Genomic DNA, 11,859 nt, shown 5'->3' with positions numbered 1-11,859 from the left:
GCGCCTGCGGGTAGCCCCGCAGGCGCGCCGCATCGTACAGCAGGTCGACGAGGCCCGCGCCGATCAGGGCCGCCGGGACGATCAGGAACGGATCTCACCCGGGCGGAGCCTGCCCGCGTGACATCTCCCGCAACCGCTCAGCGGCCCGACCCGCTGCCGGGCTTGGTCTGGTTGCTGGTGTTGCTTCCCCCGCTATGCCCGCTGGTCGACCCGCTGGCACCCTGAGCAGAGGCCGAGCCGACGCCGCCCGCGGTCAGGGCCAGGGCGACGACGGCGGCGGACCACAGCTTGGCATTCATGTCGGCACTCCATCGCGTGCGAGAACGATCCGGCGGGACAACGGCCGCGGCGCGGGGCGGTTCGGAGAGAGATCGGCGAACGGACGAGGGTTCGCGCTGCGGCCGCGCCCGGGGTAACGGGACCGGCAGGCCGGCCTGTCATGAGCTGCGATGAATCAGATCCCTCTCTCGTGGTTCGCCCGTCCGGCCGCCGAGGCGGCCGCCGACCTGATCGGCTGCCGGCTCCTGGTCGACGGCATCGGCGGCCTCATCGTGGAGGCCGAGGCCTACGACCGGTCCGACCCGGCCTCGCACAGTTTTTCCGGGCCGACCCGGCGCAATGCCAGCATGTTCGGGCCGCCGGGACACGCCTACGTCTACCGCTCCTACGGCCTGCACTGGTGCATGAACATCGTCTGCGAGGTCGGCAGCGCGGTGCTGGTGCGGGCGCTCGCCCCGACCGCGGGGCTCGACGTCATGGCGGCGCGCCGGCGGACGACGGCGCCGCGCCTCCTCTGCGCCGGCCCGGGCCGCGTCTGCCAGGCGCTGGCCATCACGGGCGCGCATGACGGCCGGCCTCTCGACCGCGCGCCCTTCCGGCTCCTGGCGCGGGATGAGCCGGTCGCGGTCGTGTCCGGTCCCCGCATCGGCATCACGCGCGGTGCCGAGACGCCCTGGCGGTTCCTGCTCGCGGGCTCGCGCTTCGCGAGCCGGCCGCTGCCGCGCACGAAGCCGTCGTGACGCGCGCCGTCCGGGATCCCGCGGCTGCGGCGCGAACCCGCGACGGCTTCGATCGTTGCACTCGGTTGCCTTGAGGGCATCCGGAGCGAGACGACCGATGGCAGAGACGATCGCCGCCACCAGCGAGGCGGGCCACGCCCGGGGAATGCCGGACCGGGTTCCGATCGGCACGATCGTCGAGACCGACATCGCGGCCCGCCTCGACCGGTTGCCCTGGGGGCGGTTCCACACCCTGGTGGTGCTGGCGCTCGGCATCACCTGGGTGCTCGACGGCCTGGAGGTGACGCTGGCCGGCACCCTCATCGGCGCGCTCATGGAGAGCCCGACCCTGCGCTTCACGGCCACCGACATCGGGCTGGCCACCAGCGCCTACCTCGCCGGCGCGGTGATCGGCGCGGTCGGCTTCGGCTGGCTCACCGACCGGCTCGGGCGCAAGAAGCTCTTCTTCATTACGCTCGCTACCTACCTGGCGGCCACCACCGCGACCGGATTGTCGTGGGACATCTGGAGTTTCTGCCTCTTCCGGTTCCTCACCGGCGCCGGCATCGGCGGCGAGTACACGGCGGTCAACTCGACCATTCAGGAGCTCATCCCGGCGCGGGCGCGCGGCTGGGTGAACCTCGCCATCAACGGCACCTTCTGGCTCGGGGCGGCCTCGGGCTCGTTCGCCTCGGTGGTGCTCCTGAACAAGGACGTCATCGACCCGCAGACGGGCTGGCGGGTCGCCTTCTTCATCGGCGGCGGGATCGGCCTCGTCATCCTGCTCCTGCGCTCGTGGATCCCGGAGAGCCCGCGCTGGCTGCTCACCCACGGGCGCATCCAAGAGGCCGAGGCGGTCGTGGCCGGCATCGAGCGCCGGCTGCAGGAATCGGGCGTCGCGGTGCCGCCGCCGCCCGCGCACCTGCCGACCCTGAAGATCCGGACGCGCTCGCACACGCCGTTCTCCGCGGTGTTCACGGCGATGCTGCGGGACTACCGCACCCAGACGCTGGTGGGCCTGAGCCTGATGATGGCGCAGGCCTTCTTCTACAACGGCGTGTACTTCACCTACGGCATCATCCTGCTCAAGGATTTCAGCGTTCCCTCGGACCATGTCGGCTGGTACCTGCTGCCGTTCGCGGCCGGAAACTTCCTCGGCCCGGTGATCCTGGGGCGGTACTTCGACACGATCGGTCGGCGGCCGATGCTGGCCTTCACCTACGGCATCTCCGCCCTGCTGCTCGCCATCGTCGGCCTCCTGTTTCAGCAGTCGCTGCTCGGCCCCGTCGGCCAGACCGCCGCCTGGATGGTGGTGTTCTTCTTCGCCTCGGCGGCGGCGAGTTCGGCCTATCTCACGGTCAGCGAGACCTTCCCGCTCGAAGTGCGCGCGCTGGCGATCGCGGTGTTCTACGCCGTCGGCACCGGCATCGGCGGCGTCCTGGGCCCGTCGCTGTTCGGCGCCCTGATCGACACGGGCTCGCGCACCAACGTCTTCTACGGCTACCTGCTCGGCGTGGCGCTGCTCGCCGTGGCGGCGGTGGTGGGCGGCATCTGGGGCGTCGCGGCGGAAGGCAAATCGCTGGAGGAGATCGCCAAGCCGCTCGCGTCCGTGGAGTGACGCCGGCGATGCGCGCCGGCGGCAGCGCGGCCTGCCGCGTCGACACCCGGTGAGCCTCGGAGCCAAGCCATGGCGCACATCGTCCTCTGCTGCGACCCCCTCGACCGGCGGGTACCGGACGCGGCCTTCGCCGCCGAGGCGGATGCTGCCCGTCGGGCGGGGCTCCAGCCGCTCCTTGTCGACCACGACGCCCTCGCCGCCGGGGACATGCGGGCGGCCCTCGGGCGGGCGGCGCACCCCGCGCCGGGACCCGCCGTCTATCGCGGCTGGATGATGCGCGCGGACGCCTTCGCGCGGCTGCATGCGGCGCTCGCGGCCAGGGGCATCGATCTTCTCACTCCTCCCGGCGCCTACGCCGCGTGCCACCACCTGCCCGAGGCGCACGCCCATGTCGGGCGCTGGATGCCGCAGACGGTTTGGCTGGAGGAGGCCGACCTCGATGCGCCGGGTGCGCTGGAGGCCACGCTCGCTCCGTTCGGGACGGCGGCGGTCACGGTGAAGGACTGGGTGAAGTCGCAGGCCGCCGGCTACTGGGATACCGCCTGCCTGATCCCGGACGCCTCCGACCGCGCGGCGGTGCGGCGGGTGACGGATCGTTTCCGCGATCTGCAGGGACGCGACCTCGTCGGCGGGCTGGTCTTTCGCAGACTCGTCGAGCTCGACCGCGCGCGGGGCGAGTGGCGGACGTTCGTCCTCGACGGCGCGATCGTGGGCTGCTGACCGCGCGAGGGGGCATCCGGAAAACCTCCGCCGGGCGCCCTCATGGCGGAGATCGCGCGCTGCCTGCCCTCCCCCTTCGCCACGGCGGACCTCGCCCCGGGGCGGGACGGACGCTGGTGGCTGATGGAGACGGGCGACGGCCAGGTCTCGGCCTTCCCGGACGGCGCGGCGGGGCCGGTCCTGGCGGCGCTCGCCACGCGCCTGAGCCTCCCGGTGCGCTGCCCGCCCGGGCGCTTCGACGGATCGGGCTGATGGGCGGCACGGCGTTCTGGCCCGCCGTGCCGCTCCGCCGGGTCCAGATCCGCCGCCCCTCGGCGACGTTGCGGACGATCGTCCAGCTGTCGGCCCGGATGCGCCCGAGCGTCGTCAGCAGGTCCCGGACGTGGCGGGCCAGCTCCTCCCCGGCATGGGTCGGCTCGACCCCGCGCGGGCGGCGGTCGAACAGGGTCACCCCGTCATGCCGCTCCAGCTCGCTCAGGCGCCGGGTCACCGCGGACGGCGCGATGGTGTGGCGTTCGGCAGCCCGACGAAGGTTGCGCAGATCGAAGATGGACAGGAACGGCCGCAGGGTCTGGATGTCTGGGTCCGTCATCGTTTCGGTCGGTCCGCTCCGGCGGCGTGTTCCCTCACGGAGAACGCTGCGTTTCCAAATCGAAACTTTTCCGGTGTTTGCCCCACGCGGTAGGGTCCGGATGCCGCCGTTCGAGCGGTCTCCGGCCCAGCCGCAGAAGGTTATCGGGAGAGAACGCATGCGAAGGCTCGCGCTCGATCGCAGGAGCTTCCTCGGGGGCGCGGCCGCGACCCTGGCCGCCTCCACCCTTCAGGCGGCGCCGGACGCCTATCCGTCCCGTCCGGTGCGGGTGATCGTGCCGCTGGCACCGGCCTCGAGCGTCGACATCCTGGCCCGGCAGCTCGGCGAGCGGATGACCCAGAGCCTGGGCAAGCCCTTCATCATCGACAACCGGCCGGGAGCCGGCGGCGTCATCGGGACGGGCGAACTCGTGCGCTCCGCCGCGGACGGCCACACGCTCGCGATGGTGTCCTCGAACCACGTCATCAATCCGGGGATCATCAAATCGGTCCCCTTCGACAGCCTGCGGGACATCACGCCGATCTCCGTCCTGGCCACCGTGCCCATCGTCCTCGTGGTGCACCCATCCGTGGCGGCCAGGAGCGTCGCGGACGTGATCGCCATGGCCCGCAACCGGCCGGGGGAGCTGGATTACGGGTCGGCCGGCACCGGAAGCGCGATCCATCTGGCGGGCGTGCTGTTCGCGCGGTAGGCCGGGGTCGACATCAAGCACGTCCCCTACCGGGGCACCGGCCCGCTCCTGAACGACCTCGTGGCGGGCCACATCAAGCTCGGCTTCGCCGCCGTCTCGGCCGCGCAGTCGCAGATCGCGGCGGGCAACCTGCGGGCGCTCGCCGTCTCGACGCCGCAGCGCATCTCGGCGCTGCCCGACGTGCCGTCCATGGCGGAGGCGGGCCTGCCGAACTACGCCTTCGATGCCTGGATCGCGCTGATCGGCCCCAGGAACCTCCCCGGCCCGATCGTCGACCGGCTCTACCGGGAGGCGAAGGCGGGGCTCGCGACGGACCGCATGAGGGCGGATCTCGCGGCGCAATCGACGACGGCGCTCGCGATGGATCCCGCCGAGTCCGCTGCCTTCTTCGCCAGGGAGCTGGAGAAGCACCAGGCGCTCGTCTCCCTCTCCGGAGCCAGGGCCGAGTAGTGCGACCGCAGGCCCGCCCCTCCGGGAGCGCCCCGGCTCCGATCCTCGACCTGCCGGGTCGGATCCTCTTCCTGTCCGACGGGGCCGACGCTCATCCGGCGCCAGCTCGCGGGCGAGGACCTGACGGCCGGGGACTGCGCTCCGCTCCGGTCGGAGATCTCGACCGACGAGATCACCCCGGTGCCCTCGCTCGCCGCGTGCGACGGGCACCTTGCGGCCTGAGGGCGCCGGTGCCGGCTGGCAGGGCCGTCTACGGCGCGGCGGCCCGGCGCAGGATGGAGCGCACGATGAGATTATGCCCGGGCAGGATCGCCGCGAGGTAGACGCGGCCGAGCCGATTTCGGCAGCGCACGACGGCGGTTATGACGAGATCCTCCCCGCCATCCGCGCGCAGGCGCAGGAGCAGCGAGACGCGGAAGTCGAGATGGCGGTCGTCCTCGCCCAGCACGATCTCCCGGTCCGAGCGCGAGAGGACCGGGAAGAAGCCGATCCGATCCCGTCCGCCGCGCTCCAGGCGGGTTCGGATCTCGCCCGACGTCCGCAGCCCGAAGGGGCGCACCGCGGCGTCGCGCAGCCGCATGGCGGCCGAGACCCACGGGGGCAGGTTCGCGAGCGCATCCCGAGCCCGTCCGGACAGGTCGTGCGGCCCCGGGCCGGGCAGCGCGGCGGCGAAGGCGTCGGCGAGGTCCGCGCCGGGATACCAGGACGCCACGGCGCTCTCGGGCGGTGGCGGGACGGACCGGACGTCCGGCAGGTGCATTCGGGACCGGGACATGCGGGCCATCCTTCTTGAGCCGCGATGCTCGGAAACTGGGACCTCGTCGGCGGACGCCAAGCGCGGCCATGAGGTCGCACCGTCCCCAGCCCGCCGTCGGCCCGCCGGGCCGCGCCGGTGGCGAAGCCCGGTCGGTCCGGCGGGGCGGGCCGCGCACCCCTCTGCCTTGATCGCCATTCGCCGACGCGGTAGTCCACGAGAATGCGTCCGGTCCTCGCCCATACCCCGCGAATGACCCGGCCCGACCGCACGAGGTCCGGCCGGAGAGGGTGACGCGCGCCAGCGCGCGACAGGCGAGAGCGCCGAACCCCAGCCCTTCCGTGCCGCGCGGGAGGGCTTTTTCGTTCGCGGGTTCGGCGCGTCCACCCTCTCCGCACGGGACGCATCACCATGACACGCCGCATCCTGATCACCAGCGCGCTGCCCTACGTCAACGGCATCAAGCACCTCGGCAACCTCGTCGGCTCGCTCCTGCCCGCCGACGTGCACGCCCGCTTCCACCGCCAGATCGGCAGCGAGGTGCTGTTCGTCTGCGCCACCGACGAGCACGGCACCCCGACCGAGATCGCGGCCGCCCAGGCCGGGCTCGATCCCCGGACCTTCTGCGACGCCCAGCACGCCCGGCAGGCCGACGTCTATCGCCGCTTCGGGTTGAGCTTCGACCATTTCGGCCGCTCCTCCTCGCCCGCCAACCACGCGCTGACCCAGCACTTCTACCGTCGCCTCGACGCGGCCGGGCTGATCGACGAACGGCTCGTGCCGCAGGTCTGGTCACCCGCGGACGGGCGCTACCTGCCCGACCGCTACGTGCTCGGAACCTGCCCGCATTGCGGCGACGACGGCGCGCGGGGCGACCAGTGCGAGAGCTGCGGCAGCCTGCTCGATCCCGCCGACCTGATCGCGCCGCGCTCGGCGCTGTCGGGCGACGCGCGGCTGGAGCTGCGCGAGAGCCGCCACCTCTTCCTGCGCCAATCGGCGCTCTTGGATCGCCTGAGCGACTGGCTCGGCACGCGCGCGGGCTGGCCGCCCTTCGTCGCCTCCCTCGCGCGAAGCTGGCTCACCGCCGACCTCAAGGACCGCTGCATCACCCGCGACCTCGCCTGGGGCGTGCCGGTGCCGCGGCCGGGCTTCGAGGACAAGGTGTTCTACGTCTGGTTCGACGCGCCCATCGCCTACATCGCGGCGACGCAGGACTGGGCCGCCGCCGCGCCGGGCCGGGACTGGCGGGCGTGGTGGTGGGGCGACGCGGCGCGCGAGACGACCTACGTGCAGTTCCTGGGCAAGGACAACGTGCCGTTCCACGCGGTCGGCTTCCCGGCGACGCTGATCGGCTCGGGCGAGCCCTGGCGCACGGTGGACGTGATCAAGGGCTTCCACTGGCTGACCCACGAGGGCGGCAAGTTCTCGACGAGCCGAGGACGGGGCGTTTTTCTCGACGCGGCGCTCGACGCGCTGCCGGCCGATCTGTGGCGCTGGTGGCTGATCGCGAACGCGCCCGAGCGCGCGGACGTGGACTTCCAGGCGGCGCGGTTCGTGGCGGAGGTGAACAAGGACCTGGCCGACGTGTTCGGCAACTTCGCGCAGCGGGTGACCCGCTTCGCGCGGACGGCCTTCGACGGGCGCGTGCCGGAGGGTGGCGAGCCGGGCGAGGCCGAGCGGGCGCTGGCGGCCGACGTGGAGCAAAGGGTCGCCGCCATCCGCGCGCATCACGCGGCGCGGGAGTTCCGGAGGGCTGCGGCGGAGACGCGGGGGTTGTGGGCGCGGGCGAACGCCTACGTCCAGGAGGCCGCGCCCTGGTCGGCCCTCAGGACGGATCGGACGCGGGCGGCCTCGGCGACCCGTGTGGCCCTGGGCCTCGCCGAGCTGGGCGCGACCGTGGCCTGGAGCATCGTTCCGGACCTCGCGGCGAATGTCCTTCGCGCGGTCGGCGCAACCCCCGGTTCGGGCGCGCCGGCATGGCCCCACGACGTGCCGGGTCTGATCCTGGGCGGGCCGCGGTCCGGTTCGCGGCTGCCGCATTCCTTCGAGCCCGTCGCCAAGCTCGGCGCCGGGCACCTCGCCATCGCGTGAACGGATGCGGGGCGGTCGCCTCGGACGGCCCCGCCGCACCGAGCGGCCTGCCAGGAGGACGGAAACCTTCATGCCCCGTCCCGAGACGCGGCGCGTCGACGGCGTCGAGCCGCATTTCCGGGTCGGTCGCCGATCCCTGCCGCTGGCTGGAGAACGGCGCCCGTTCGGACCCGGACGTCGCCGCCTGGATCGCGGCGCGGAAGCGGCGACGGACGCAGTTGAAGGCCTCCTCACGATCGGGCTGCGGGGTCGGGAGCATCGCGCTTCGGTCGGGTGGTCCGGGAAGCCGCGAAACCGCCATGGGGACCCGACGGACTTCGCCGTACCCCGCATCCGCGCCCTGGATGGGATCAGCGCCACCGCGCGGCGGCCTCCTCACCGATCCACCCCTCCCCGCTCCCTCGGGACTCCATTGATCGGGACGTCGGAAGGGTGATCCCGGAGCGGCCCCGGCCCGGCACGGGAATGTGACTCCCGGCCGCGTCTCACCTCCCGTAGGCTGCCGCTGTCCCGCCGCGGAGACCGGCTCGGTGCGACGCCTGATGAAATTTCTCCACACGATGGGGTCCATCGGCCTGATGGGGGCGATGGCATCCCTCGTCGTGATGGCGAGCGTCGCGCCTCCCTCCTCCGCCCTGGCCGGGTACGCGCTGATGCGCGAGGCCATGGCGGCGGTGGCGACGTGGATCTTTCTCCCGTCGCTCGCGGTGACGCTGGTGGCCGGCCTGCTGGCGATCGCGCTGAACCGCGCCTTTCACAGCGCCGGATGGGCCTGGGTGAAGCTCGCCACCGGCATCCTGCTGTTCGAGTACGGCTTCGTCGGCGTCCAGGGGCCGATGCAGCGGGAGGCCGAGCGGAGCGCGGGCGCGCTGGCGGGGCAGGTCGATCCGGCCACGCTGGCCGGCTCGCTCCGGGCCGAGCAGGGCACGCTGTGGGTGCTGCTCGCGGTCGCGACCGCCAACGTCGCGCTCGGCATCTGGCGGCCCCGCCTCTCCTGGGGCCGCCGCTGACGGCACCCCGCGCGAGCGGGGCCGGGCCGCCGGGCGGCCGGACCTCACCTCACGCGTTATCGCCCTGGATCGCCGCGATGACCGCGTCCGTGACCTGGCGCGTGGTCGCCGTGCCGCCGAGGTCGGGCGTGTGCAGGGTCGGATCGGCCGTCACCCGCTCGACCGCGCGCATCAGCCGGTTAGCCGCCGCCGGCTCGCCGAGGTGCTCCAGCATCTGGCAGGCGGTCCAGAAGGTGGCGATCGGGTTGGCGATGCCCTTGCCGGTGATGTCGAAGGCCGAGCCGTGGATCGGCTCGAACATCGACGGAAACCGGCGCTCCGGGTTGATGTTGGCGGTCGGCGCGATGCCGAGCGAGCCGGCGAGCGCGGCGGCGAGGTCCGACAGGATGTCGGCGTGCAGGTTCGTCGCCACGATCGTGTCGAGGGTCTCGGGCTTCATCACCATGCGCATCGTCATGGCGTCGACCAGCATCTTGTCCCAGGTCACGTCCGGAAAGTCCCGCGCCACCTCGGCGGCGATCTCGTCCCACATCACCATGGCGTGGCGCTGCGCGTTCGATTTCGTCACGACCGTCAGGAGCTTGCGCGGGCGGCTCTGGGCCAGCCTGAAGGCGTAGCGGATGATGCGGTCGACACCGCTGCGCGTCATCATCGAGACGTCGGTGGCGACTTCTTCCGGGTGGCCCTGATGCACGCGCCCGCCCACGCCCGCGTACTCGCCCTCCGAATTCTCGCGCACGATCACCCAGTCGAGTTCCGGCCCCGAGACGTGGCGCAGCGGGCTGGTGATGCCCGGCAGGATCCGGGTCGGGCGCACGTTGGCGTACTGGTCGAAGGGCTGGCAGATGGCGAGGCGCAGGCCCCACAGGGTGATGTGGTCGGGCACGTCCGGCGCGCCGACCGCGCCGAAGAAGATCGCGTCGTGGTTCCTGATCTGCTCGCGCCCGTCCGCGGGCATCATCACGCCGTGCGTCTTGTAGTAGTCCGAACCCCAGTCGAAGTGGTCGAACCGGAATGTGAAGCTGCCGGATCGCTCGGCGAGCGCGTTCAGCACCTCGATGCCGGCGGCGATGACCTCGATGCCGATGCCGTCGGCGGGAATCGCGGCGATGGTGTAGGTCTTCATGACGGGGGCTTCCCTGGGAACGACGGCAAGAGGTCCGCGCGCGACGGCGCTCGCGGGCACAGCGCGCGGCCCCGGGCGGGCGATGCGGCCAGCGAGAGCATGCGGGGCCGTCCCCGTAAAGTCCTCCCGCTCGCCGTCGCGACCGCTCCGGCTGGCGCGACGAACAAGGATGTCTCCCGGCGCGGCCGTTCGAGGGTTCTGCGTCTCCCGGAACGGGTGAGAACGGAAATCCATTCCATTGACCTGCGGCCCTGCGCCGGCTGAGATGCTGCCATCCCTGCCGCGATCACGTCGCGCGCGTCCCTCGACGAGGAGGCGATCCATGCCGAGCATCGCGGCCCGCCGCGCCCTGCCCCGACGCGGCCTCTACGAGACGTGGCTCCTGCTCTCGGCCTTCGCCTTCGTGTTCTTCAGCGTGCTGACGGTCCGCGCGGACGAGCGGGTGACCCGGATCGGCGATCAGGCGGCCCGGGCCGGATCGTCCTTGGACGGCCGCGCGACGCGCTGACGGCGGCCGTGATCCCGGCCCGGTCCGGCGCGGTTCCCCGCTGCGACGAACCGGCCGGGGCCGATAGGACCACCCGCGCCGGGGCTGCACCTCAGACGACCTTCGCCCGCCTCAGGGCATCGATGCTCTGCGCGTCGTAGCCGGCCTCCGCCAGGATCTCGCTCGCCTGTCCGCCGAGATCCGGCGCGGCGCTGCGGATCGCCCCGGAGGAGCGCGACATCCGGACCGGCTGGCTCACCAGCCGGATCGGCCCGAGGCGCGGATGCGCGACCGCCTCCGCCATCCCGAGATGCGCGACTTGGCGGTCGGCGAAGACCTGATCGAGCGCGTAGATCGGCCCGCAGGGGATGCCCGCGGCGTTGCAGGCCTCCACCCAATGGGCGGAGGGGCGGGTCCGGGTCACGGCCCCGATCGCCTCCACCAGGGCCGCGCGGTTGCGGCGGCGCGCCGGCGCGTCGGCGAAGCGCGGATCCTCGATCCATTCGGAGTGGCCCAGCACCTCGCACAGCCGCCGCCACATCGGGGGCCCGAGCGGGGCGATGTTCACGTGGCCGTCGCGCGCCGGGAAGGTGCCCATCGGGCTGATGGTCGGATGGTGGTTGCCGGCCTGGGGCGGCACCTCGCCGTCCATCGTCCAGCGCGCGGCCTGGAAGTCGAGGAGCGCGATCTGCGCCTGGAGCAGCGAGGTGTGGACCCACTGGCCCTCCCCCGACACCTCCCGCTCCAGGAGTGCCGTGAGGATGCCCAGCGCGCAGTAGAGCCCGGCGCTCGAATCGGCGACCGCGATCCCGGCCCGGACCGGACCGCCGCCCTCCGGGCCGGTGATCGACATCAGGCCGCCCATCCCCTGGGCGATCTGGTCGACGCCCGGCCGCAGGCGGTAGGGGCCGTCCTGGCCGTAGCCGGAGATGCTGGCGTAGACGAGGCGCGGGTTGACCGCCCGCATCGCCTCGTAGCCGATGCCGAGCCGGTCCTTCACGTCGGGCCGGAAGTTCTCGACCAGCACGTCGGCGGTCTCGGCGAGCCGCCTGAGCACCGCGACGCCCTCCGGCTGCTTCAGGTCGAGCGTCAGGCTGCGCTTGTTGCGGTGCAGGTTCTGGAAGTCGGAGCCGTCGCGGTCGCCCTCCACCTGGCCGCCGTCGCGCGCCTCGATCTTCACGACGTCGGCCCCCCAATCGGCGAGCTGGCGCACGGCGGTCGGGCCGGCGCGCACGCGGGTCAGGTCCAGCACCCGGAAGCGTGCGAGGGCGAGGGGATGCGTCATGGGGCACTCCGGTCGGGGGGCGGGGCGCCGGACGGGC

The 11,859-nt window shown here is 72.8% G+C and carries 10 protein-coding genes and 2 pseudogenes; 7 read left to right on the top strand and 5 right to left on the bottom strand.

Annotated elements, in window-relative coordinates:
• Positions 1-137 precede the first annotated feature (137 nt).
• Entirely contained in the window at positions 138-299 is a 162-nt protein-coding gene (locus ACKUB9_RS27415; RefSeq protein WP_407529156.1) for a hypothetical protein, read from the bottom strand.
• Positions 300-449: 150 nt separating this feature from the next.
• Between ACKUB9_RS27415 and ACKUB9_RS27410 the strand changes: the two genes are divergently transcribed.
• The 3 genes and pseudogenes from ACKUB9_RS27410 to ACKUB9_RS27400 all read left to right on the top strand — a co-directional run.
• Positions 450-1,019: a DNA-3-methyladenine glycosylase gene (locus tag ACKUB9_RS27410; RefSeq protein WP_407529155.1), complete on the top strand. Its 570-nt coding sequence runs from the start codon at positions 450-452 to the stop codon at positions 1,017-1,019.
• 97 nt (positions 1,020-1,116) lie between these two features.
• Positions 1,117-2,616, top strand: a complete 1,500-nt coding sequence (locus tag ACKUB9_RS27405; RefSeq protein WP_407529154.1) for an MFS transporter — start codon at positions 1,117-1,119, stop codon at positions 2,614-2,616.
• Between the two features lie 69 nt (positions 2,617-2,685).
• Positions 2,686-3,495: pseudogene (locus tag ACKUB9_RS27400) on the top strand (ATP-grasp domain-containing protein); the annotation flags it as partial.
• Here ACKUB9_RS27400 and ACKUB9_RS27395 read toward each other — a convergent pair.
• A complete protein-coding gene (locus ACKUB9_RS27395) occupies positions 3,377-3,928 on the bottom strand; it encodes a LysR family transcriptional regulator (RefSeq protein ID WP_407529153.1) in 552 nt (183 codons plus the stop codon). The pseudogene ACKUB9_RS27400 and the gene ACKUB9_RS27395 sit on opposite strands and share 119 nt — an antisense overlap.
• Here ACKUB9_RS27395 and ACKUB9_RS27390 point away from each other — a divergent pair.
• Positions 3,840-5,069: pseudogene (locus ACKUB9_RS27390) on the top strand (Bug family tripartite tricarboxylate transporter substrate binding protein). The gene ACKUB9_RS27395 and the pseudogene ACKUB9_RS27390 sit on opposite strands and share 89 nt — an antisense overlap.
• Positions 5,070-5,319: 250 nt before the next feature.
• On the opposite strand, the gene ACKUB9_RS27385 reads toward ACKUB9_RS27390, so the two are convergent.
• Positions 5,320-5,844 (bottom strand): DUF2867 domain-containing protein, encoded by a 525-nt coding sequence (locus ACKUB9_RS27385; RefSeq protein WP_407529152.1) that lies wholly within the window; start codon positions 5,842-5,844, stop codon positions 5,320-5,322.
• A 390-nt stretch (positions 5,845-6,234) separates the two neighbouring features.
• Between ACKUB9_RS27385 and metG the strand changes: the two genes are divergently transcribed.
• Positions 6,235-7,914, top strand: coding sequence for a methionine--tRNA ligase (gene metG, locus ACKUB9_RS27380; RefSeq protein WP_407529150.1), 1,680 nt, complete (start codon positions 6,235-6,237; stop codon positions 7,912-7,914).
• Positions 7,915-8,444: 530 nt separating this feature from the next.
• Positions 8,445-8,924, top strand: a complete 480-nt coding sequence (locus ACKUB9_RS27375; protein ID WP_407529149.1) for a hypothetical protein — start codon at positions 8,445-8,447, stop codon at positions 8,922-8,924.
• A gap of 49 nt (positions 8,925-8,973) precedes the next feature.
• On the opposite strand, the gene ACKUB9_RS27370 is transcribed toward ACKUB9_RS27375, so the two are convergent.
• Entirely contained in the window at positions 8,974-10,050 is a 1,077-nt protein-coding gene (locus ACKUB9_RS27370) for a tartrate dehydrogenase (RefSeq protein WP_407529148.1), read from the bottom strand.
• A gap of 322 nt (positions 10,051-10,372) precedes the next feature.
• On the opposite strand from ACKUB9_RS27370, the gene ACKUB9_RS27365 reads away from it, so the two are divergent.
• Entirely contained in the window at positions 10,373-10,558 is a 186-nt protein-coding gene (locus ACKUB9_RS27365; RefSeq protein ID WP_407529147.1) for a hypothetical protein, read from the top strand.
• Positions 10,559-10,649: 91 nt separating this feature from the next.
• Here ACKUB9_RS27365 and ACKUB9_RS27360 read toward each other — a convergent pair whose 3' ends face one another.
• On the bottom strand, positions 10,650-11,822 hold the full coding sequence (locus tag ACKUB9_RS27360; RefSeq protein WP_407529146.1) for a CaiB/BaiF CoA transferase family protein: 1,173 nt from the start codon (positions 11,820-11,822) through the stop codon (positions 10,650-10,652).
• Positions 11,823-11,859 lie beyond the last annotated feature (37 nt).

It is taken from the genome of Methylobacterium oryzisoli (assembly GCF_046557895.1).
Taxonomy (GTDB): domain Bacteria; phylum Pseudomonadota; class Alphaproteobacteria; order Rhizobiales; family Beijerinckiaceae; genus Methylobacterium; species Methylobacterium oryzisoli.
Note: the sequence above shows the minus strand (reverse complement) of the source record. Positions and strands in the feature narration are given on the sequence as shown.

Excerpts from the sequence above, each read along its gene's own strand:
- metG (WP_407529150.1), top strand. The coding sequence starts at position 6,235 with ATGACACGCCGCATCCTGATCACCAGCGCGCTGCCCTACGTCAACGGC.
- ACKUB9_RS27360 (WP_407529146.1), bottom strand. The coding sequence starts at position 11,822 with ATGACGCATCCCCTCGCCCTCGCACGCTTCCGGGTGCTGGACCTGACC.
- ACKUB9_RS27385 (WP_407529152.1), bottom strand. The coding sequence starts at position 5,844 with ATGTCCCGGTCCCGAATGCACCTGCCGGACGTCCGGTCCGTCCCGCCA.
- ACKUB9_RS27415 (WP_407529156.1), bottom strand. The coding sequence starts at position 299 with ATGAATGCCAAGCTGTGGTCCGCCGCCGTCGTCGCCCTGGCCCTGACC.
- ACKUB9_RS27395 (WP_407529153.1), bottom strand. The coding sequence starts at position 3,928 with ATGACGGACCCAGACATCCAGACCCTGCGGCCGTTCCTGTCCATCTTC.
- ACKUB9_RS27370 (WP_407529148.1), bottom strand. The coding sequence starts at position 10,050 with ATGAAGACCTACACCATCGCCGCGATTCCCGCCGACGGCATCGGCATC.
- ACKUB9_RS27405 (WP_407529154.1), top strand. The coding sequence starts at position 1,117 with ATGGCAGAGACGATCGCCGCCACCAGCGAGGCGGGCCACGCCCGGGGA.
- ACKUB9_RS27365 (WP_407529147.1), top strand. The coding sequence starts at position 10,373 with ATGCCGAGCATCGCGGCCCGCCGCGCCCTGCCCCGACGCGGCCTCTAC.
- ACKUB9_RS27410 (WP_407529155.1), top strand. The coding sequence starts at position 450 with ATGAATCAGATCCCTCTCTCGTGGTTCGCCCGTCCGGCCGCCGAGGCG.